The organism is Enterobacter sp. FUJ80071, from assembly GCF_038739915.1.
GTDB classification, from domain to species: Bacteria; Pseudomonadota; Gammaproteobacteria; order Enterobacterales; family Enterobacteriaceae; genus Enterobacter; species Enterobacter kobei.
Genome location: NZ_JBBXKH010000001.1, coordinates 1,358,491 through 1,380,031 on the forward strand (window position 1 = coordinate 1,358,491; position 21,541 = coordinate 1,380,031).

Annotated in this window: 22 protein-coding genes and 5 tRNA genes; 16 read left to right on the top strand and 11 right to left on the bottom strand. The window is 54.4% G+C overall.

The features are described 5' to 3' along the window. The first annotated feature begins 26 nt into the window (after window positions 1-26). The 9 genes from pal (at window position 27) to pnuC (ending at window position 4,072) form a co-directional block, all read left to right on the top strand. Window positions 27-548, top strand: a complete 522-nt coding sequence (pal, locus tag AAER43_RS06485; RefSeq protein WP_003858578.1) for a peptidoglycan-associated lipoprotein Pal — start codon at window positions 27-29, stop codon at window positions 546-548. A 9-nt stretch (window positions 549-557) separates the two neighbouring features. Further along, a complete protein-coding gene (gene cpoB, locus AAER43_RS06490; RefSeq protein WP_023332428.1) occupies window positions 558-1,355 on the top strand; it encodes a cell division protein CpoB in 798 nt (265 codons plus the stop codon). A 161-nt stretch (window positions 1,356-1,516) separates the two neighbouring features. Continuing rightward, window positions 1,517-1,592: transfer RNA gene (locus tag AAER43_RS06495), tRNA-Lys, on the top strand. Between the two features lie 26 nt (window positions 1,593-1,618). Beyond that, window positions 1,619-1,694: transfer RNA gene (locus AAER43_RS06500), tRNA-Val, on the top strand. A 3-nt stretch (window positions 1,695-1,697) separates the two neighbouring features. Beyond that, a tRNA-Lys gene (locus tag AAER43_RS06505) sits at window positions 1,698-1,773 on the top strand. 146 nt (window positions 1,774-1,919) lie between these two features. Then, window positions 1,920-1,995: transfer RNA gene (locus tag AAER43_RS06510), tRNA-Lys, on the top strand. Window positions 1,996-2,019: 24 nt separating this feature from the next. After that, window positions 2,020-2,095, top strand: a tRNA-Lys gene (locus AAER43_RS06515). Window positions 2,096-2,286: 191 nt separating this feature from the next. Then, a complete protein-coding gene (gene nadA / locus AAER43_RS06520) occupies window positions 2,287-3,330 on the top strand; it encodes a quinolinate synthase NadA (RefSeq protein ID WP_032637167.1) in 1,044 nt (347 codons plus the stop codon). A 22-nt stretch (window positions 3,331-3,352) separates the two neighbouring features. Then, window positions 3,353-4,072, top strand: a complete 720-nt coding sequence (gene pnuC, locus AAER43_RS06525; RefSeq protein ID WP_045134249.1) for a nicotinamide riboside transporter PnuC — start codon at window positions 3,353-3,355, stop codon at window positions 4,070-4,072. On the opposite strand, the gene zitB is transcribed toward pnuC, so the two are convergent. Both zitB and AAER43_RS06535 read right to left on the bottom strand, forming a co-directional pair. Further along, window positions 4,069-5,007, bottom strand: a complete 939-nt coding sequence (gene zitB, locus AAER43_RS06530) for a CDF family zinc transporter ZitB (protein ID WP_023332431.1) — start codon at window positions 5,005-5,007, stop codon at window positions 4,069-4,071. The genes pnuC and zitB overlap by 4 nt on opposite strands. A 104-nt stretch (window positions 5,008-5,111) precedes the next feature. After that, window positions 5,112-5,492, bottom strand: coding sequence for a protein YbgS (locus AAER43_RS06535; protein WP_014883051.1), 381 nt, complete (start codon window positions 5,490-5,492; stop codon window positions 5,112-5,114). A gap of 303 nt (window positions 5,493-5,795) precedes the next feature. Here AAER43_RS06535 and aroG point away from each other — a divergent pair, with 303 nt between their 5' ends. After that, a complete protein-coding gene (aroG, locus tag AAER43_RS06540) occupies window positions 5,796-6,848 on the top strand; it encodes a 3-deoxy-7-phosphoheptulonate synthase AroG (protein ID WP_050862805.1) in 1,053 nt (350 codons plus the stop codon). Window positions 6,849-6,909: 61 nt separating this feature from the next. Here aroG and gpmA read toward each other — a convergent pair whose 3' ends face one another. From gpmA to modE, 7 genes are all read right to left on the bottom strand, one after another. Continuing rightward, window positions 6,910-7,662, bottom strand: a complete 753-nt coding sequence (gpmA, locus tag AAER43_RS06545; protein WP_008501111.1) for a 2,3-diphosphoglycerate-dependent phosphoglycerate mutase — start codon at window positions 7,660-7,662, stop codon at window positions 6,910-6,912. Window positions 7,663-7,867: 205 nt separating this feature from the next. Further along, window positions 7,868-8,911 (bottom strand): galactose-1-epimerase, encoded by a 1,044-nt coding sequence (galM, locus tag AAER43_RS06550; RefSeq protein ID WP_057057589.1) that lies wholly within the window; start codon window positions 8,909-8,911, stop codon window positions 7,868-7,870. Next, window positions 8,905-10,053 carry a galactokinase gene (gene galK / locus AAER43_RS06555; RefSeq protein ID WP_014883054.1) on the bottom strand — a complete coding sequence of 383 codons (1,149 nt, stop codon included), beginning with the start codon at window positions 10,051-10,053 and terminating at the stop codon, window positions 8,905-8,907. Before galK ends, galM begins: the two co-directional genes overlap by 7 nt. Before the next feature lie 3 nt (window positions 10,054-10,056). After that, window positions 10,057-11,103 (bottom strand): galactose-1-phosphate uridylyltransferase, encoded by a 1,047-nt coding sequence (gene galT / locus AAER43_RS06560; RefSeq protein WP_050862803.1) that lies wholly within the window; start codon window positions 11,101-11,103, stop codon window positions 10,057-10,059. Window positions 11,104-11,112: 9 nt separating this feature from the next. Beyond that, window positions 11,113-12,129, bottom strand: coding sequence for a UDP-glucose 4-epimerase GalE (gene galE / locus AAER43_RS06565; RefSeq protein ID WP_023332434.1), 1,017 nt, complete (start codon window positions 12,127-12,129; stop codon window positions 11,113-11,115). 200 nt (window positions 12,130-12,329) lie between these two features. Continuing rightward, a complete protein-coding gene (gene modF / locus AAER43_RS06570) occupies window positions 12,330-13,802 on the bottom strand; it encodes a molybdate ABC transporter ATP-binding protein ModF (protein WP_050862802.1) in 1,473 nt (490 codons plus the stop codon). Between the two features lie 67 nt (window positions 13,803-13,869). After that, on the bottom strand, window positions 13,870-14,658 hold the full coding sequence (gene modE / locus AAER43_RS06575) for a molybdenum-dependent transcriptional regulator (protein WP_023332436.1): 789 nt from the start codon (window positions 14,656-14,658) through the stop codon (window positions 13,870-13,872). A 127-nt stretch (window positions 14,659-14,785) separates the two neighbouring features. Here modE and AAER43_RS06580 point away from each other — a divergent pair, with 127 nt between their 5' ends. The 4 genes from AAER43_RS06580 (at window position 14,786) to modC (ending at window position 17,635) form a co-directional block, all read left to right on the top strand. Continuing rightward, window positions 14,786-14,935 (top strand): AcrZ family multidrug efflux pump-associated protein, encoded by a 150-nt coding sequence (locus AAER43_RS06580; protein ID WP_014883059.1) that lies wholly within the window; start codon window positions 14,786-14,788, stop codon window positions 14,933-14,935. Between the two features lie 176 nt (window positions 14,936-15,111). Next, window positions 15,112-15,885: a molybdate ABC transporter substrate-binding protein gene (gene modA / locus AAER43_RS06585; RefSeq protein WP_014883060.1), complete on the top strand. Its 774-nt coding sequence runs from the start codon at window positions 15,112-15,114 to the stop codon at window positions 15,883-15,885. Beyond that, window positions 15,885-16,574 carry a molybdate ABC transporter permease subunit gene (gene modB, locus AAER43_RS06590; RefSeq protein WP_023332437.1) on the top strand — a complete coding sequence of 230 codons (690 nt, stop codon included), beginning with the start codon at window positions 15,885-15,887 and terminating at the stop codon, window positions 16,572-16,574. The genes modA and modB overlap by 1 nt, the downstream gene beginning before the upstream one ends. 2 nt (window positions 16,575-16,576) lie before the next feature. Then, a complete protein-coding gene (gene modC / locus AAER43_RS06595; RefSeq protein WP_032637159.1) occupies window positions 16,577-17,635 on the top strand; it encodes a molybdenum ABC transporter ATP-binding protein ModC in 1,059 nt (352 codons plus the stop codon). Here modC and AAER43_RS06600 read toward each other — a convergent pair whose 3' ends face one another. Continuing rightward, on the bottom strand, window positions 17,636-18,454 hold the full coding sequence (locus tag AAER43_RS06600) for a pyridoxal phosphatase (protein ID WP_023332438.1): 819 nt from the start codon (window positions 18,452-18,454) through the stop codon (window positions 17,636-17,638). It abuts the gene before it with no gap. Between the two features lie 140 nt (window positions 18,455-18,594). On the opposite strand from AAER43_RS06600, the gene pgl reads away from it, so the two are divergent. Further along, window positions 18,595-19,590, top strand: a complete 996-nt coding sequence (gene pgl, locus AAER43_RS06605; RefSeq protein WP_023338174.1) for a 6-phosphogluconolactonase — start codon at window positions 18,595-18,597, stop codon at window positions 19,588-19,590. Between the two features lie 444 nt (window positions 19,591-20,034). Next, a complete protein-coding gene (locus AAER43_RS06610; protein WP_157843867.1) occupies window positions 20,035-20,124 on the top strand; it encodes a type I toxin-antitoxin system toxin TisB in 90 nt (29 codons plus the stop codon). 62 nt (window positions 20,125-20,186) lie between these two features. Here the strand turns inward: AAER43_RS06610 and AAER43_RS06615 are convergent, their stop codons facing one another. Then, entirely contained in the window at window positions 20,187-21,470 is a 1,284-nt protein-coding gene (locus AAER43_RS06615) for a putative acyl-CoA thioester hydrolase (RefSeq protein ID WP_014883065.1), read from the bottom strand. Between the last annotated feature and the right edge of the window lie 71 nt (window positions 21,471-21,541).

Below are 21,541 nucleotides of genomic sequence, written 5' to 3' on the forward strand. Positions count from 1 at the left end.
AATTGATTACTAAAGGAATCATAGAAATGCAACTGAACAAAGTGCTGAAGGGGCTGATGATCGCTCTGCCTGTAATGGCAATCGCAGCGTGTTCTTCTAACAAGAACGCAAGCAATGACCAGAGCGGCGAAGGCATGATGGGTGCCGGTACCGGTATGGACGCGAACGGCAATGGCAACATGTCTTCTGAAGAGCAGGCGCGTCTTCAGATGCAGCAGCTGCAGCAGAACAACATCGTTTACTTCGATCTGGATAAATACGACATCCGTTCTGACTTCGCTGCGATGCTGGATGCTCACGCTAACTTCCTGCGTAGCAACCCATCTTACAAAGTCACCGTAGAAGGTCATGCGGACGAACGTGGTACCCCAGAGTACAACATCTCCCTGGGTGAACGTCGTGCTAACGCTGTTAAAATGTACCTGCAGGGTAAAGGCGTTTCTGCTGATCAGATCTCCATCGTTTCTTACGGTAAAGAAAAACCTGCAGTACTGGGTCACGACGAAGCGGCTTACTCCAAAAACCGTCGTGCCGTACTGGTTTACTAAGAGAATGGCATGAGCAGTAACTTCAGACATCATCTGTTGAGTCTGTCGTTACTGGTTGGAATAGCGGCCCCCTGGGCCGCTTTTGCTCAGGCACCAATCAGTAGTGTCGGCTCAGGCTCGGTAGAAGACCGGGTCACTCAACTCGAGCGTATTTCTAACGCTCACAGTCAGCTTTTAACCCAACTCCAGCAACAACTTTCCGATAACCAAAACGATATTGACTCACTCCGCGGTCAGATTCAGGAAAGTCAGTATCAGCTTAACCAGGTTGTGGAACGTCAGAAGCAAATCTTGTTGCAGATAGATAGCCTGAGCAGCGGTGGTGGTGCAGCAGCACAACCCGCAGCAGGCGATCAGAGCGGAGCGGCGACATCCGCGCCCGCGCCGTCTGCGGATGCTTCCGCCTCCACAGGCGCGCCTGTACAGAGCGGTGACGCGAATACGGATTACAATGCGGCCATTGCCCTCGTGCAGGATCAATCTCGTCAGGACGACGCGATTGCTGCGTTTCAGAACTTTGTTAAGAAATACCCTGATTCAACCTACCAGCCAAATGCCAATTACTGGCTTGGTCAGTTGAATTACAACAAGGGTAAAAAGGATGATGCGGCGTTTTATTTTGCCTCCGTGGTGAAAAATTACCCAAAATCACCGAAAGCGCCAGATGCGATGTATAAGGTTGGCGTGATCATGCAGGACAAAGGTGACACTGCGAAAGCCAAAGCGGTTTATCAGCAGGTGGTCGCCAAATTCCCTGGTACCGAAGGTGCCAAACAGGCGCAAAAACGTCTGAATTCGATGGGATGATTATCGCATGACCAGAAATCGCGTTATTTCTGGTCGTGCAGCATGATTCATAAGCAGTTAAGTGATCTTCATCGAAATTTTTGTTGCGCAGAATTCTTAAATCAGTAATATATGCCGCCGTTGCCACGGGATATCAAACAACGTGAAAACAGCGTAAAAGTGGGTCGTTAGCTCAGTTGGTAGAGCAGTTGACTTTTAATCAATTGGTCGCAGGTTCGAATCCTGCACGACCCACCACTTAAGCAGTTCCGATAGTACAGAGTGGGTGATTAGCTCAGTTGGTAGAGCATCTCCTTTACACGGAGGGGGTCGGCGGTTCGAGCCCGTCATCACCCACCACTCGGGTCGTTAGCTCAGTTGGTAGAGCAGTTGACTTTTAATCAATTGGTCGCAGGTTCGAATCCTGCACGACCCACCAATTTTAATGTCTTACTCAGATATTAAACGTGAAGGATAACGTTGCTTTAGCAACGGCCCGAAGGGCGAGGCGAAGCCGAGTCATCCTGCACGACCCACCACTTAAACGTGGTACCGAGTAAAAATCTTCGAAGTCAGCACCCGAATGGGTCGTTAGCTCAGTTGGTAGAGCAGTTGACTTTTAATCAATTGGTCGCAGGTTCGAATCCTGCACGACCCACCACTTCGAAGAAAAAAATCCCGCAAGGGGTCGTTAGCTCAGTTGGTAGAGCAGTTGACTTTTAATCAATTGGTCGCAGGTTCGAATCCTGCACGACCCACCAATGTAGAAAGGCGCCCTAAAGGCGCCTTTTTGCTATCTGCAATTCTATAAATGCTCCACACCTCTATTCCCGGTGACTTTTCACTCCAGATTCGCTATCTTGTTTAGTATACAAAACACAATTGCCATGCGTTTTGCTATGTCAGGCAAAAGAAAGGCAATATTGTTAAGCCAGTAAAACGAGAAGCCATAATGAGTGTGATGTTTGATCCCGAAGCCGCCATCTATCCGTTTCCGCCAAAACCTGTTCCGCTAAGCCAGGACGAAAAACAGTTCTACCGCGAGAAGATCAAACGTCTTCTGAAAGAGCGAGACGCGGTGATGGTGGCGCATTACTACACCGACCCGGAAATCCAGCAACTGGCGGAAGAGACCGGGGGCTGCATCTCTGACTCTCTGGAGATGGCGCGCTTTGGCGCAAAACATCCTGCTTCCACGCTGCTTGTTGCTGGCGTGCGTTTTATGGGCGAAACGGCGAAAATTCTCAGCCCGGAAAAAACCATTTTGATGCCGACGCTGAATGCCGAGTGTTCGCTCGATCTTGGCTGCCCGATTGACGCGTTCACCGCCTTCTGCGACGCCCATCCTGACCGTACCGTGGTGGTTTATGCCAACACCTCCGCGGCGGTAAAAGCGCGGGCAGACTGGGTCGTGACCTCCAGCATCGCCGTTGAGCTGATTGAGCATCTGGACAGCCTGGGTGAGAAAATTATCTGGGCACCTGATCGACATCTCGGCAATTATGTTCAGAAGCAGACAGGCGCTGACGTCCTCTGCTGGCAGGGGGCCTGTATTGTGCACGACGAATTCAAAACCCAGGCGCTGGCACGCATGAAGGCGCTTTATCCTGACGCAGCCATTCTTGTTCACCCTGAATCCCCCCAGTCCATTGTCGACATGGCGGATGCCGTGGGTTCAACCAGCCAGCTTATCAACGCGGCAAGAACGCTGCCGCACAAGCAGCTCATCGTGGCGACCGATCGCGGTATCTTTTATAAGATGCAGCAGGCCGTGCCGGAGAAAGAGCTCCTTGAAGCCCCAACGGCAGGCGAGGGCGCGACGTGTCGCAGCTGCGCGCATTGCCCGTGGATGGCGATGAACGGTCTGAAAGCGATTGCCGAAGGGCTGGAGACGGGCGGCGCCGCGCATGAAATTCATGTCGATGCTGCGCTGCGCGAAGGTGCGTTAATTCCGCTTAACCGCATGCTGGATTTTGCGGCTACACTACGTACTTAATTCAAAACGTTCCGGGGAAAAGATGGATTTTTTTAGCACGCAGAACATTCTGGTTCACATACCGATTGGTGCAGGTGGCTATGACCTGTCATGGATTGAGGCCGTCGGCACGCTGGCGGGTTTACTCTGCATCTGGCTGGCAAGCCTGGAGAAAATCAGCAATTACGCGTTCGGGCTGATTAACGTTACGCTTTTTGCGATTATCTTCTTCCAGATCCAGCTGTACGCCAGTCTGCTTTTGCAGTTGTTCTTCTTCGCCGCCAATATTTACGGCTGGTACGCGTGGTCGCGGCAGAACAGCCAGCAGGAGGCTGAGCTACAGATCCGCTGGCTACCCCTGCCGAAAGCCATTGCCTGGTTTGTCGCTTGCGTGGTCGCTATTGGATTCATGACAGTTTATATCAACCCGGTGTTTGCCTTCCTGACCCGCGTGGCCGTTTCGGCTATGTCCAGTATCGGCCTGAGCGTAACGATGCCAGAACTTCAGCCGGATGCTTTCCCGTTCTGGGATTCCTGCATGATGGTGCTGTCAATTGCGGCGATGATCCTGATGACCCGTAAATACGTTGAGAACTGGCTGCTGTGGGTCATCATCAACGTTATCAGCGTGGTCATTTTCGCGCTGCAGGGCGTCTATGCGATGTCGCTGGAATATCTGCTGCTGACCTTCATTGCCCTGAATGGCAGCCGTATGTGGATTAAGAGCGCGCGTGAGCGAGGCTCTCACGCGCTTTCCCGCTAATGGTGATGATGATGTGAATGGTCGGGCTGCGCCTCGTTAAGGTGGCAGTCCGGCCCGTTACAGGCCTGATACTCCATCTGGACGGTGGCGTGGCCAATCTCGTAATGATGTTCCAGGAAATGATGAATGCGTTCCAGTAATGCATCGTGATCGTGAGGTGGGATCACCTGAACGTGTAGCGTCATCACCGGTTTTTCACCTACCTGCCAGACATGCACATGATGAACATTGCGCACTTCCGGGACAGAACGGCGCAGGTTACGCTTCAGCTCGTCAATGTCCATGGATGCGGGTGCCCCTTCAAGCAGTTCATTGACGCTCTCCTTCAGCAGACTCCAGGCGCTACGTAAAACCAGACACGATACCAGCACGGAGAGAATCGGGTCGACTGGCGTCCAGCCGGTATAGAGGATCACCAGCGCGGCGACTATCGCCCCGACTGAGCCGAGCAAATCCCCCAGCACATGCAAGGCAGCAGCGCGCACGTTGAGGTTCTTTTCCCCGCTGCCGCGATGCAAAATCCAGAATGCCAGAATATTCGCCAGCAGCCCCGCGACGGCAATCACCATCATTGTCGTTCCGGCTATTGGCTGCGGGTGCCTGAAGCGTTGGATGGCTTCCCAGACGATAAGAATAGTAATGACCACCAGCGCGATGGCGTTAACAAACGCGGCAAGCGTAGTCAGCCTCAACCAGCCGAAGGTATGGCGTGCGTTCGGAGGACGACGAGCAAATTGCACTGCCAGCAGAGCGAAGAGTAGCGCTGCGGCATCGGTCAGCATGTGCCCGGCATCAGCCAGCAGCGCCAGCGAGCCGGAGACCAGACCGCCAATGACCTCGATAACCATAAACGTGGCCGTAACGCCGAAGGCCAGCATGAGTCGTTTTACGTTGTCATTTCCGGGAGAAGATGCGTGTGAGTGGGTGTGCGCCATGTCTGCTTTCCTGTTTCGTTATTTTTAGTGTAGCGTTTTTAACAGGTTACTCCAAAAAGAAAGGAGAGCCTGGGCTCTCCTTTCGCATTTAAAGCACTGACGACTTACTGGGTTGTGCCATCGGTTTTGGTATTGGCATCGTTACCCACTTTGTCGTTAGGGTCGGGACATTTGCCGTCCTTACACATTGAGTTCTTATGAACTTCATCTGAACTCATATTGTCGTGATTCATGGTGCCGGAATCACTGCCGTTCGGATGCAGCATGGTGCCGCCGGTATTGGTGTTGCCGGTATTGATCTGGCTGTTATCGACATTATTTGGGGCGATATTCTGTTTCGCATCAGGGGCGACCTGGCCTGCTTCTGCTGCCGCATTGGCATCACCGTTGCTGTCTGAGGTGCCCGTTTCAGCAGCCAGGACGCTGCCGCTTGCCAGGGTGAGAGTGGCGGTCAGGAAGAGGGTAGCCAGTTTTGTCATTTTCATCATGGTGCTCCTGTTCTTGTCGTTACGCTGGATAACTTTCTCCAACAGTGCATCTTTTTAGAGGCGAAAGATTCCGCCTTACGGACTTACGTCAGTAGGGAATCGCGTTTAGGCGTATAAAATTGGTTGTTACAGTTAAAAAGCTTAGGTTAGATCTCATTTTTCGCTATTTTGTGGCGATTTTTAGGCGAATTCCAGGAATTATCTGCGTGAAGTGTAAAACCGTGTTTACACTTCCTGGTCGACAAGATAGATTGAAAGGATTGCTTTCATTACTAAAGATATGGCAGAGCTGGAAAGAAAATGAATTATCAGAACGACGATTTACGCATTAAAGAGATCAATGAGTTATTACCTCCTGTAGCGCTCCTTGAGAAATTCCCCGCCACTGAAAATGCCGCAAACACGGTTTCTCATGCTCGCAAAGCGATCCATAAGATCCTGAAAGGTAATGACGATCGTCTTCTGGTGGTGATTGGTCCATGCTCTATCCACGATCCTGCTGCGGCAAAAGAGTATGCGGCAAGGCTGCTTCAGCTGCGCGAAGAGCTGAAGGATGAGCTGGAAATCGTCATGCGCGTCTATTTTGAAAAACCGCGTACGACCGTTGGCTGGAAAGGGCTCATTAACGATCCGCACATGGATAACAGCTTCCAGATCAACGACGGTCTGCGTATTGCGCGCAAGCTGCTGCTGGAGATCAACGACAGTGGCCTGCCTGCTGCCGGTGAGTTCCTGGACATGATCACGCCACAATACCTGGCTGATTTGATGAGCTGGGGCGCAATTGGTGCCCGTACCACGGAATCTCAGGTTCACCGCGAACTGGCATCCGGTCTCTCTTGTCCGGTTGGTTTTAAAAACGGCACTGACGGCACCATTAAGGTGGCTATCGACGCCATTAACGCAGCGGGTGCGCCGCACTGCTTCCTGTCCGTGACCAAATGGGGTCATTCCGCCATCGTGAACACCAGCGGTAACGGGGATTGCCATATCATTCTGCGTGGCGGCAAAGAGCCAAACTACAGTGCAAAACATGTGGCCGACGTGAAGGTCGGGCTGGAAAAAGCCGGGCTGCCACCGCAGGTGATGATCGATTTCAGCCATGCCAACTCCAGCAAGCAGTTTAAAAAGCAAATGGACGTCGGGGTTGATGTCTGTCAGCAGATTGCCGGCGGTGAGAAGGCGGTGATTGGCGTGATGATTGAAAGCCATCTGGTCGAAGGTAACCAGAACCTGGAAGGCAGCGAGCCGCTGGTGTACGGCAAGAGCGTCACGGATGCCTGCATCGGCTGGGACGATACCGACACCCTCCTGCGTCAGCTGGCGAACGCGGTGAAAGCACGTCGCGGTTAAGTCCTGAGGCAGAAATAAAAAAGCGCGGAAGGCTCCGCGCTTTTTTTATGTCTGGCGAAAATTACTTCGCTTTACCCTGGTTCGCGACAGCCGCGGCTTTCGCTGCGATTTCATCCGCGTTACCCAGATAGTAGTGTTTGATTGGTTTGAAGTTTTCGTCGAACTCATACACCAGCGGTACGCCAGTTGGGATGTTCAGTTCAAGAATTTCGTCTTCACCCATGTTGTCCAGGTATTTCACCAGCGCACGCAGGGAGTTACCGTGAGCGGCGATGATCACGCGCTCACCGCTTTTCAGGCGTGGCAGAATGGTTTCGTTCCAGTAAGGCACAACGCGGTCGATGGTCAGCGCCAGGCTTTCGGTGGTTGGCAGCTCAGCGTCAGTCAGTTTCGCGTAACGCGGGTCGTGGCCCGGGTAGCGCTCGTCATCTTTGGTCAGCTCTGGTGGGGTTACCGCGAAGCCGCGACGCCACTGTTTAACCTGCTCATCACCGTATTTCTCAGCGGTTTCGGCTTTGTTCAGACCCTGCAGCGCACCGTAGTGGCGCTCGTTCAGTTTCCAGGATTTCTCAACCGGCAGCCAGGCCTGATCCAGTTCGTCGAGCACGTTCCACAGCGTGTGGATGGCACGTTTCAGCACAGAGGTGTAAGCAAAATCAAAGCTGAAGCCTTCTTCCTTCAGCAGTTTACCTGCTGCTTTTGCTTCGCTTACGCCTTTCTCAGACAGATCAACGTCGTACCAACCGGTAAAGCGGTTTTCGTTGTTCCACTGGCTTTCGCCGTGACGCACCAGAACCAGCTTAGTAATAGCCATCTCTTACTCCTCAAGCATTTTTAGAATGATAACAATTCTCATTATATTGCTGTGGCCAGGCCAGCAGCAACGCTTAACCCTAACCATAGCGAAAATAGTCTCCGAGTGTAAGATGCTTGTGAATCCAGGGTTATGATTTTGTCTGCGATCGGCGCTATTTTCAGCAAGGGGAGCAGAAAAAAGCCCTCGATGTGAGGGCCTGTCGTTAAGCGCGCGGAATGAAATGATACTCGGTGACGCTCACGTACTCTTCACCCGGGCGCAGAACGCAATCTGGCTGCGGCCATTCCGGATGATTCGGGCTGTCAGGCAGGAACTCGCTCTCCAGTGCCAGACCCTGCCAGTCGCTGTATTCATTGTGTTCGCGTGCCGTTGTGCCGCCTAGATAGTTACCTGAGTAGAACTGCAGGGCAGGGGCGGTGCTATAAACGGTCATCTGCAGCTTCTCGTCAGCAGACCAGACCTGCGCGGCGGGCTGGCTGAGATCGCCTTTGGCCTGCAACAGGAAAGCGTGGTCGTAGCCTTTCACCTTGCGCTGATCGTCATCACTCAGGAAATCCTGTGCGATAGCTTTCGCATTGCGGAAGTCGAAGCTGGTGTCGTTCACCTGCTTCAGGCCCTGATACGGTATGCCCATTTCGTCAACCGGCAGGTACGCGTCCGCAAGGATTTGCAGCTTGTGGTTGCGCACGTCGCACTGGTTGCCGTCCAGATTAAAGTAGGCATGGTTAGTCAGGTTAACCGGACACGGCTTGTCGACCGTTGCACAGTATTCGATGGCGATTCGGTTGTCGTCGGTCAGCGTGAAGCGTGCGGAGGCGATAAGGTTGCCCGGGAAGCCCTGATCGCCATCAGGCGAATCCAGCGAGAACAGCACTTCGCTGTCATTTTGACGGACAATTTTCCAGCGGCGTTTATCAAACCCTTCCGGTCCGCCGTGAAGCTGGTTCTCACCCTGGCTTGGAAGGAGAGGGTACTCCACGCCGTCGAGTTCGAAACGGCTTTTAGCGATGCGGTTGGCATAGCGGCCGACGGACGCTCCCAGAAAAGCCGATTGGTTAGCATACTGCTCAGGCGATGCACAGCCGAGCAGCGTTTCACGCACGCTGCCGTCCGGCATCGGTACGCGGGCGGAGAGCAGGGTTGCACCCCAGTCCATCAGCGTAACCACCATCCCTGCGCGGTTGCGCAGGGTTAACAGGCGATACGGCAGACCATCCGGTGCGAGGGTAGGTGTTTCGTTTAGCACTGTCCGGCTCCTTGTGATGCTTTACATACATAGAAGGTTTCTTTAATACCTGTCTTTGCTTCGTACTGCTTCGTCACGGCATCCTGTACGGCAGGGACCAGCTCTTCCGGTACCAGCGCAACGATGCAGCCCCCGAAGCCGCCGCCGGTCATGCGCACGCCGCCTTTATCGCCGATGGTCGCTTTGACGATCTCAACCAGGGTATCAATTTGCGGGACGGTGATTTCAAAGTCATCGCGCATGGAGGCATGCGATTCAGCCATCAGTTCTCCCATGCGTTTCAGGTCGCCTTTCGCCAGCGCGGACGCGGCTTCAACGGTACGGGCGTTCTCCGTCAGCACGTGACGAACGCGTCTGGCGACAACCGGATCCAGCTCATGCGCAACCTTATTGAATTCATCAAGCGTCACGTCGCGCAGGGCGGGCTGCTGGAAGAAGCGTGCACCGGTTTCACACTGCTCGCGGCGGGTGTTGTACTCGCTGCCCACCAGCGTGCGCTTAAAATTACTGTTGATAATCACAACAGCCGCGCCTTTGGGCAGCGGAACGGCTTTGGTACCAAGCGAGCGGCAGTCGATCAGCAGCGCGTGCTCTTTTTTGCCCAGCGCGGAGATCAGCTGGTCCATAATGCCGCAGTTACAGCCCACGAACTGGTTTTCTGCTTCCTGACCGTTCAGGGCGATTTGTGCCCCGTCCAGCGGCAGATGATAAAGCTGCTGGAACACGGTCCCCACGGCGACTTCCAGAGAGGCAGAGGAGCTTAAGCCCGCACCCTGTGGCACGTTGCCGCTGATCACTAAATCCGCACCGCCAAAGTTCTTGTTACGCTTCTGCAGATGCTTCACCACGCCGCGCACATAGTTAGACCACTGCTGGCTGTCGTGCGTCACAATGGGGGCATCAAGGGAAAACTCGTCGGTTTCGTTACCGTAATCCGCCGCTATTACGCGGACGTTACGGTCGTCGCGCTTTGCGCAACTAATAACCGTCTGGTAATCAATGGCACACGGCAGCACAAAACCGTCGTTGTAGTCAGTATGTTCACCGATCAGATTGACGCGGCCAGGCGCCTGAATAACATGGGTGGCAGGGTAGCCAAATTTCTCAGCAAACAGGGATTGTGTTTTATCTTTCAGACTCATTTTTTAGACTCCTGATTCGCGATAGTGGACGTCACTCACGGCACGCAGACGTTCGGCTGCCTGTTCCGCCGTCAGGTCACGCTGGGTTTCCGCCAGCATTTCATAGCCCACCATGAACTTACGTACCGTCGCAGAGCGAAGCAGTGGCGGATAGAAATGGGCATGCAGCTGCCAGTGTTGGTTCTCTTCACCGTTAAACGGTGCGCCGTGCCAGCCCATGGAATACGGGAAAGAGCACTGGAACAGGTTGTCGTAACGGCTGGTCAGTTTCTTCAGCGCCAGCGCAAGGTCGTCGCGCTGTGCGTCGCTGAGATCGGTCATGCGCTGTATGTGCGCTTTCGGCAACAGCAGCGTTTCAAACGGCCAGGCGGCCCAGTAAGGTACGACGGCGAGCCAGTGTTCGGTTTCCACCACGGTACGGCTGCCATCGGACAGCTCACGCTGGGTGTAATCAACCAGCATGGGTGAGCCGTTTTCCTCGAAATAGGCTTTTTGCAGGCGGTCTTCGCGTTCGGCTTCGTTAGGCAGGAAGCTGTTCGCCCAGATCTGGCCGTGCGGATGCGGGTTGGAGCAGCCCATCGCCGCACCTTTGTTTTCAAATACCTGCACCCACGGGTAAGTCTGCCCCAGCTCAGCGGTTTGTGCCTGCCAGGTGCCGATCACCTCTTTCAGTGCCTCAACGCTCAGCTCCGGCAGCGTTTTGCTGTGATCGGGCGAGAAGCAGATCACGCGGCTGGTACCCCGCGCGCTTTCACAGCGCATCAGCGGGTCATGGCTCGCGGGCGCGTCCGGCGTGTCGGTCATTAGCGCAGCAAAATCGTTGGTGAAGACGAAGGTGCCTTTGTAGTCCGGGTTTTTATCTCCGGTGACGCGCGTGTTGCCCGGACACAGGAAGCAATCCGGGTCATGCTGCGGTAGCGTTTGTTTCGCAGGCGTCTCTTGCGCCCCCTGCCAGGGGCGCTTGGCGCGATGCGGAGACACCAAAATCCATTGTCCGCTTAACGGGTTAAAACGACGATGCGGATGATCGACGGGATTAAACGAAGTCATGAAGGATCCTTAGTCCGGATAGCCTTGCGGGTGGCGTGACTGCCAGTGCCAGGTATCCTGTGCCATTTCATCAAGCGTGCGGGTAACACGCCAGTTAAGCTCTTTGTCGGCTTTAGTGGCATCCGCCCAGTAAGCGGGCAGGTCACCATCACGACGCGGTGCGAAGTGGTAGTTCACTGGCTTACCGCAGGCTTTGCTGAAGGCGTTAACCACGTCCAGCACGCTGCTGCCGACCCCGGCGCCGAGGTTGTAAATATGCACGCCCGGTTTATCTGCCAGCTGTTGCATGGCCGCAACGTGACCGTCGGCCAGATCCATCACGTGGATATAGTCGCGCACGCCGGTGCCGTCCTGGGTTGGGTAGTCGTTACCAAAAATCGCCAGCGACTCACGACGGCCTACCGCCACCTGGGCGATATACGGCATCAGGTTGTTCGGGATGCCCTGCGGATCTTCACCCATATCGCCAGACGGATGGGCGCCGACCGGGTTGAAGTAGCGCAGCAAGGCGATGCTCCATTCCGGCTGCGCTTTTTGCAGATCGGTCAGGATCTGTTCCACCATCAGCTTGCTTTTGCCGTACGGGCTTTGTGGCGTGCCTGTCGGGAAACTTTCAACGTAGGGGATTTTTGGCTGATCGCCATAGACGGTGGCGGAGGAGCTGAAGATAAAGTTTTTAACGTTCGCCGCACGCATGGCGGAGATGAGACGCAGGGTACCGTTGACGTTGTTGTCGTAATACTCAAGCGGCTTCGCAACGGATTCACCGACGGCTTTCAGACCGGCGAAGTGGATCACCGCTTCAATGGCGTGGTCGTGAAGGATTTCGGTCATCAGCGCTTCGTTGCGGATGTCGCCTTCCACGAAAGTGGGTTGTTTCCCGCCAAGACGTTCAATCACCGGCAGCACGCTGCGCTTACTATTGCACAGGTTGTCGAGGATGATCACATCGTGACCATTTTGCAGCAGTTGCACACAGGTATGACTTCCGATGTAACCGCTACCACCTGTTACCAGAACTCGCATGATTCGCTCCATTAGGCTTATGGTATGTAATAACCATAGCATAACAGAGACGCTAAAAGTGTGACATGGGATAAAATAGTGGAATCGTTTACACTCGTTTTCAAACTCGCTTTTTCAATCACTCAGACCATTCTAGATCAAAGAGATAGTGTTGTATTGATGCAAGTTATCTGAAAAGAGGAGGGCGGGGCCCTCCACGGTTAGTCGATGTGGCTGAGAAGATAGCGATAGCGCTCGCCGTCCGGAATGAACTCAAGACGATGGGTGATACAGGAAGGGGCATCCTCGGCATGGTGTGAAACAAACAGCAGTTGGGTTTCACCCTCGGCAATGAGAATATCCACAAAGCGACGAATCAGCTGGCGGTTTAGCGGATCCAGACCCTGCAGGGGCTCATCCAGAATTAACAGTGTCGGGTGTTTTACCAGCGCGCGAACGATCAATGCCAGGCGCTGCTGCCCCCATGACAAACTGTGAAACGGCGCGTCAGCCACCCGGCTATCCATCCCCAGAATATCCAGCCACTGCTGGGCCAGCTTGTGCTGCTTGTCCGACACCGCCTGATAAATTCCGATGGAGTCAAAATACCCGGAGAGGATCACGTTACGTACCGTGGTACTGACCCGGTAATCCAGATGCAGGCTGCTGCTGACGTAGCCGATATGTTTTTTAATATCCCAGATGGTTTCACCGCTGCCGCGACGACGGCCAAACAACGTGAGATCGTTGCTATAGCCCTGCGGATGGTCGCCGGTGATGAGGCTCAGCAGCGTGGATTTTCCCGCGCCATTCGGGCCGACAATCTGCCAGTGCTCGCCCGGATTCACCGTCCAGCTAAGATGGTTAAGGATCGGGCGGTCGTCATAAGAGACGATACCATCACGCAGCACGATGCGTGGCTGGTGAGGATCGAGCGCGTGGCGGGCTGACGGGGCATCGGGTTCCGGAAGGGTGATGCCGTCGAGCTGTTCACTGTGCGCGAGCTGGGCGATCAGCGCCTGCTTAAGCAGCCCCGACTTTTCGCCCGTCTCGGTCAGATGGCAGTCGGCCAGCACACCGGCATGCTGGACAAAATCCGGAATCTCATCAAAGCGGTTAAGTACCAGCACAAGGGTATATCCCTGCTGATTAAGCGAGCCCAGCAGATTCGCCAGCTGCGCCCTGGACTGGACGTCAAGGCCGTCGAACGGTTCGTCGAGGATCAGCAGCTCAGGCTCGCTCATCAGCGCCTGGCAAAGCAGGGTTTTCCGCGTTTCGCCGGTAGAAAGATATTTGAAGCGTCGGTTGAGCAGGGCGGTAATGCCGAACTGTTCAGCCAGGCGCTGACAGCGGGCAGGATCTTTCACCTCATCCTGGATAATTTCCGCCGTTGTACGGCCGGTATCTTCTTCTCCAGGACTGAGTAAATCGGTGTTGTTGCGCTGCCATTCGTCGCTCACCAGCTTTTGCAGTTGTTCAAAAGAGAGGCGCGTCAGGCGCGTAACGTCGCTCTGGTATTCCCCTTTGAGGAGGGTGAGCTCCCCCGCCAGCGCACGGGCCAGCGCGGATTTACCGCTGCCGTTAGTGCCAACAAACGCCCAGCTTTCACCCGCGCGTATTGTCAAATCAGCAATCGCCAGCGTCCGGGTATCGCTAAGACGAAACGTACCTTGCGAAATATGCAATAATGCCATGATTCATCCCATTTTTTGCAGCAACAGATGTCAGGGATACTCACTGTCAGCGCGGTTGTCAATGCGCTCAGCACAATGTGGCGATAATCACCCGGTCTGCGTTGAAATATGCGGTGACGACAGCACCTTCTTCTAAGCCGTCCGCCTCGCTGCAAGGTACCGTCGCGCAGAGTGATTGTCCGTCCGCCAGCGTCATAAGCACTTCGCATTGCGCCTTGCCGCGTTCAATATGGCTGATTGCGCCCGATAGCTGGTTATCCGCTGCCTGTGCCGTGTCGGGATTACGCGTGATATTGACCCATGGTGCTTTCAGTAACACCAGCACCTCTTTACCTTCATCCAGGCCAAGGCGCTCTGCACTCTGCGCGGTGATTGCGGCTTTCAGACGCGTTGTTCCATCGGCAAGCAGGATCTCAACATGCTGTTGTATCTGAAGATTATCGCGCGCCGTCACCGTACCAAACCACTGGTTGCGGGCGCTGGTTTGTAACGAGAAGCGGGAAATGGCGGCCAGCAAACTGTCCAGTGGAACGCTATCGTCATCACTCAGAACATCAAACGCTTTTTGCTGGATCTGGCCCAGAAGATCGTAAAGCTGAATCAGGCGCTGGCCGTAGCGCGTCACCCTGGCGCCGCCACCGCCCTTACCGCCCGTGGCTCTGTCCACCAGCGGGTGTTCGCTCAGGGTGTTCATTTCATTGATGGCATCCCAGGCGCTTTTATAGCTGATCCCGGCATTCTTTGCCCCCTGGCTAATCGAGCCCGTTTGTTCTATTTGTTTAAGCAGGGCTATACGTCTGGGGTCGGCAAAAAGCTTTTGCTGTAGTCGGAGAGTAAGAAGAATTTCGGCCTGCATAACAGTGTCCTGGCAAAAAGGATATTGTGACCCAAATGGTGCGGGGCGCAAAGGCTACCGCACAAAAGGGGATGTTTTTCTTACTTTTCAGGGTAGAATAAGCCCTTCACAATATCTGGAGAAAACCATGTTAGAGTTGTTGAAAAGTCTGGTATTCGCCGTGATCATGGTGCCAGTAGTGATGGCCATCATCCTCGGTGCCATCTACGGCCTGGGTGAAGTGTTCAACCTCTTTTCGAACATTGGTCACAAAGACCAGGCTAAAAAGCAGCATTGATTCCCTTCAAAACGCCCGGCTAGCCCGGGCGTTTTGCTCTCAAGCTTTTCTCATTTTCTCCGATAGTATTAAGAATCAGTCCAGCTTACCCCTTGAGCGGTACGATATAGCGCTGGGATCTCCATGAAGATATCGTTATATTATCGTCTATATAACGCTATATACAGGAGCTACAAATGGCACGTTCATGGGTACGTCTTTTCGCTGGGGCAACGCTGACGCTTTCACTTGCCGGGCAGGCGCTGGCGGACGACGGAAAAATTACGGTTTTTGCGGCGGCGTCGCTGACCAACGCGCTGCAGGATATTGCGGCGGCGTATAAAAAAGAGAAAAACGTCGATGTTGTCTCCTCTTTCGCCTCTTCATCTACGCTTGCGCGCCAGATAGAAGCGGGGGCACCGGCGGATCTGTTCATTTCAGCCGATCAGAAATGGATGGATTACGCGGCGGAGAAGAAATCAATTGATCCGGCAACCCGCGAAACGCTGCTGGGGAATAGCCTGGTTGTCGTGGCACCAAAAGCCAGCGCGCAGGCGGATATTACCATTAACAAAGAGACCAACTGGATGAGCCTGCTTAACGGTGGCCGTCTGGCGGTGGGCGATCCGGAGCATGTTCCGGCGGGGATCTACGCCAAAGAAGCGCTGCAAAAACTGGGCGCGTGGGAGACATTGTCGCCGAAACTGGCGCCGGCGGAAGATGTACGCGGTGCGCTGGCGCTGGTGGAACGCAACGAAGCCCCGCTGGGGATTGTATATGGCTCTGATGCCGTTGCCAGCAAGGGTGTGAAAGTGGTTGCAACGTTCCCGGAAGACTCCCACAAGAAAGTGGAATATCCTGTCGCGATTGTTGATGGACATAAAAACGCGACCGTGACGGCCTTTCGCGATTACCTGAAGGGGCCAGAAGCGTCCGCAATCTTTAAACGTTATGGATTTACGACTCACTGATGATATTGACCGATCCTGAATGGCAGGCTGTTCTGCTGAGCCTTAAAGTCTCTTCCCTGGCGGTTGCGCTGAGTTTGCCCTTTGGGATCTTCTTTGCCTGGTTACTGGTGCGCTGCCGGTTTCCCGGCAAAGCGCTGCTCGACAGCGTACTTCATCTCCCGCTCGTTTTACCCCCCGTGGTGGTCGGCTATCTGTTGCTGATTTCGATGGGGCGACGCGGTTTTATCGGCGAGAAGCTCTACGACTGGTTTGGGCTGACGTTCGCCTTTAGCTGGCGCGGTGCGGTACTGGCCGTGGCGGTGATGTCATTTCCGTTGATGGTGAGGGCGATCCGCCTCGCGCTGGAAGGGGTGGACATGAAGCTCGAACAGGCGGCCCGCACGCTGGGTGCCGGGCGCTGGCGCGTCTTTTTCACCATCACGCTCCCGCTTACGCTGCCGGGGATTATAGTTGGCACGGTACTGGCGTTTGCCCGTTCGCTGGGCGAGTTCGGCGCGACCATCACGTTTGTATCGAACATTCCCGGCGAGACGCGAACGATTCCGTCAGCCATGTACACCCTGATTCAAACACCCGGCGGAGAAGGCGCGGCGGCGCGACTGTGCATCATTTCAATCGTCCTGGCCCTGGCTTCGCTGCTGGTGTCTGAATGGCTGGCGCGGCTGAGTCGCGAACGGATGGGGAAATAAGGATGCTGGAACTGAATTTCACCCAGACGCTGGGGAACCACACGCTGACGCTTAACGAGACGCTGCCTGCAAGCGGCATCACCGCCATTTTTGGCGTCTCCGGTGCGGGAAAAACCTCTCTGATTAATGCGATTAGCGGCCTGACACGCCCGCAGTCAGGGCGAATTGTTCTGAATGACCGCGTTCTGAATGACGTGGAGAACAAAATATACCTCTCGCCGGATAAACGTCGCATCGGCTATGTTTTCCAGGACGCGCGCTTGTTCCCGCACTACAGCGTGCGCGGCAACCTGCGCTACGGTATGGCCAAAAGTATGGCCGGGCAGTTTGATAAGCTGGTGACGCTGTTAGGTATTGAGCCTCTGCTCGACAGGCTGCCTTCCTCGCTTTCCGGTGGAGAAAAACAGCGTGTGGCGATTGGCCGTGCCTTGCTGACCGCGCCCGAGCTGCTGTTGCTCGACGAACCGCTGGCTTCGCTGGATATTCCGCGTAAACGTGAACTGCTGCCCTACCTGCAGCGCCTGACCCGCGAGATTAACATTCCCATGCTCTACGTCAGCCACTCGCTGGATGAGATCCTCCATCTGGCCGACAAAGTGCTGGTACTGGAAGAGGGCAGCGTAAAGGCCTTTGGCAACCTGGAAGAGGTGTGGGGAAGCAGCGTGATGCATCCCTGGCTTCCAAAGGAGCAGCAGAGCAGTATCCTGAAAGTGAGCGTGCTGGAACACCACCCGCATTATGCGATGACCGCGCTGGCGCTGGGCGACCAGCATCTGTGGGTGAACAAGGTCGACAAGCCGTTACAGTCCGCGCTGCGTATTCGCATTCAGGCATCGGACGTCTCGCTGGTGCTGCAACCGCCGCTGCAAACCAGCATTCGTAATATTCTGCGCGCCAAAGTGGCGGAGTGCTTTGATGATAACGGTCAGGTGGAAGTGAAGCTTGAGGTGGGAAGCAGGACGCTCTGGGCGCGCATCAGCCCGTGGGCCAGGGACGAGTTAGGTATCAAGCCCGGCCTGTGGCTTTACGCGCAAATCAAGAGCGTCTCGATCACTGCCTGATTACAGCAGGTGGGTATAAATATACTGCGCGATGCTATCGGTGGTGTTATCGCCAATCACCACGTTAGCGCGCGCTTTCACCGCGTCATCGGCGTTGCCCATCGCCACGCCGGTACCGGCAGCCTCCAGCATACTGATGTCGTTATAGTTATCGCCAAAGGCAATCACGTTACGCATCGACCCTCCCTGAGATTCTACGTACTGCGTCAGGCGCTTGCCCTTGCTGTTGCCTTTACGGGCAATATCTACCTGATCGTGCCAGGACCATTCACATTCCAGACCCAGGGTCTGTTCAACCTGTTTCGCGAAGGTATTCAGTTTGGTGGTGTCTTCATCCGTCAGGGCGAATTTCCAGATAGCGTCAACATCCTGAGCGGCCTGGCGCAGGGAGGACACCTGGGTAAAGACCGGACGCTGCGCTTCCGGCAGCGAAAGTGCCCAGTTACTGGTGCGCACCACATGGCCGGTAGGGCGCTCGTACAGCATCGCGTTGTCCACATACATCAGGCCATGAATGGCATGCTCATCCAGCAGATCAATCAGTTGCAGCGCCTGAGGAACCGGTAGCGGGTCGGAGGCTAAAACCTTTTTTGCCTGATAATCATACAAATAAGTGCCATTACAACAAATTGCAGGTGTATCTAACGCCAGTGCCTGATAAAAAGGATGAATGGCAACGTGATGTCGACCCGTTACGATAAGGAGTTGATACCCGGCTTCCTGGGCTCGTTTAAGCGCTTCAAGGGAGGAGGGGAGCAGGGTTTTCTGAGGGGTCAGTAATGTTCCGTCTAAATCCAGGGCAATCACACGCGAGGTCATTTGTTCTTCCGGGTTAATGTTGAATTTTAGGTCTCAGGCGATGTTACACCGAGAGTAAATCGCTGCAAAATTCCTGGCTAAAATTCAGCATTCACCGTTAAAAATAATCACTTTCACGCGCAGTGAGGAAAGGAGTATTCATGAAACAAACCGTTTATACCGCCAGTCCTGAAAGTCAGCAGATCCACGTCTGGCGTTTGAATGCAGAAGGTTCGCTCACGCTGGTTCAGGTTGTTGATGTTCCGGGGCAAGTACAGCCAATGGTCGTCAGCCCGGATAAACGTTTTCTCTATGTTGGCGTACGTCCTGAGTTCCGGGTGCTGGCCTACCGCATCTCGCCGGACGACGGTGCGCTGACCTACACTGCCGAAGCGCCGCTGCCGGGCAGCCCGACCCACATCTCGACCGATCGTAAAGGGCGTTTCATCTTTAGCGGCTCTTACAATGCGGGCTGCGTCAGCGTGACCCGCCTTGACGACGGCATTCCGGTCGACACTGTCGACGTGGTGGAAGGGCTGGAAGGGTGTCACTCGGCGAATATCTCTCCGGACAACCGCACGCTGTGGGTGCCCGCACTGAAGCAGGATCGCATCTGCCTGTTTACCCTGAGCGACGATGGTCACCTGGTGGCGCAAAACCCGGCTGAAGTGACTACCGTTGAGGGCGCAGGCCCACGCCATATGGTCTTCCACCCGAACCAGCAGTATGCCTATGTGGTAAACGAACTGAACAGTTCGGTAGACGTGTGGGAGCTGAAAGATCCAAACGGTCAGATCGAATGCGTGCAGACGCTGGATATGATGCCGTCTGACTTCTCTGACACCCGCTGGGCGGCGGATATCCACATTACGCCTGACGGCCGTCATCTGTATGCCTGCGACCGTACCTCCAGCCTGATTACCGTCTTCAGCGTCTCCGAAGATGGCAGCGTGCTGGCCATTGAAGGTTTCCAGCCAACGGAAACTCAGCCGCGTGGCTTTAATATCGATCACAGCGGTAAATACCTGATTGCGGCAGGGCAGAAATCCCACCATATCGCGCTGTATGAAATCAAAGGCGTACAGGGTCTGCTGGAAGAAAAAGGACGCTACGCCGTAGGCCAGGGTCCGATGTGGGTCCTGGTCAACGCTCACTAAGTGGCCTGAAACAAAAAACCTCGCGAATGCGAGGTTTTTTTATGCCCGGTGGTAGCCGGGTAGAGCACATCAAAACGTAACCAACCTGATTATCATAATGTTGACTTAAGACGATGTAAAATCATCACCAATGAAGAAAAGACGTTCTCAAGCGGTGGTGCGCAAAAATAATTAATATAATCAATTGGATATTTGGTTTTTCTTTATGGATTCCTAAACTCTTCATAACTGTTTTTATGTACAGTAATGGTTTGATATCATTCTGTTCGTTGGTTTGATGTGCTGCAGTTCCGCAATTCAGGATCCTTTTTAAGTCCTGGCTGTCGGGTGGTGCCGACAGTGCCTAAACTGCGGAGCACATCAAAACATAGCCAACACACCTCTGGTGACAGGCAGCGGAAAGGTAAGGCAGAGGAGAAGTGCTCTATACCAAAGGAGTGGCGTATGAGCGGTGTGGAATGGGCAATTCTGTTCCTGCAACTCATGGTTGCGATTATGCAACTAATGGATGCGTATCTTAAGTTTGGTGCCTGACGCATTCAGTCGCAGTAAAAAGGGGGATTAAAATCCCCCTTTTACTCTCATCTTACTGCTTCTTACTGCTTCGGCTCTGCTACCACCTTGCTACCCAGACCGCGGTTGTTGTATTCCCACATGCGGTTGAAGTTCGCGTCATTCAGATTGCGCTGGACGTTCCCTTTATCATCCACCGCACCGGTATTGCCGGAGAACGGACGTTTGGAGATCGCGGCATCAGCCCACGGCTTCGCCATGTTAAAGCCTTCGTTGATCACGCTGTCGCGGATCACGACCTGACCGTTAGTGGCAGAGTCCACATCCAGGGAGCGACCCAGCTGTGCCACGCCGTCGCCGGCAGCGTTAAAGCGGCTGTTAACGGCCAGGAAGCCGTAGAACAGGTTAGACTGTGTTGCTGGCGCAAACACGTAACCTTCCTGCTGAGTGCGCGAGTTCACCACGCGGAAATCGGTGTTTTCAAATACCACCGCACCACGACCGGACACCAGATCCACGTCACCTTCAATGTAGCTGTTGGTTACCAGCGTACGGGTCAGGCGGTTGTTCTGCAGCGTGTTCTTAACATCGCTGTTGGTCACGAAGAAGGTATTCTGACGGCCCAGAATGTTGACGTTGTTAATCTGCACCTTATCGCCATCACTACGCAGCGCGACGGCCTGGTGAGTACCGGCATCGACGCTGTCGCCGAGGGTATTTTGAATGGTCAGGTTTTGCAGCTGCAGACCATTATTTTGGGACCAGAATACCGCCGAGCACATCAGGCCAACGGTAGCGGAACGCTTGCTCTGGCAGTTATCAAACATGTACCACGCCGGTTTACCTGGCATATATTTACCGGCCGGGTTCACCAGGCGACGCCAGGTGGTGCTGTCGATTTCGGAATCAATCGCCAGGCCAATTTTCACGTCGATTGCTTTTTCGCCCAGACCGTAAAGGGTGATGCTGCCTGGTGCGGCCGGAACATACACGGTGCCTTCGTATTCGCCCGGCAGGATCGCGATGTACTGGCGAGAGGCGCTGTGTTTGGTAATGGCCGCGTCAACCGCTGCCTGAATGGACGTGTGCGTTACGCCCTGGGCGCCAGCCGGGCCAACCACGAAGTCAGGCTGTTTCGGCAGGTTAATAGAAGACGGTGTCCACGGCGCAGCGTTAGGATCCATCGCTGAGAAGTAGTGGGCACGGTCGAAGTTCTTCGCTTCATCAGCGGACAAAATCGGGCGGGACGCGGTGCCCGGTGCTACCTGCTCAGAAGGCAGCTGATCCGGTGGTGTTGAACTGCATGCGGATAAGGTCACGCCAAAGGCGAGCGCTAACGCCAGACGGGAAATCCTGGAAATGTTCAAGGTGGAGCTCCTGGGTATGCAAGTCTTAAACGGGATAGACGAAATAGCCTGCTTTTTTATACTAAGTTGAG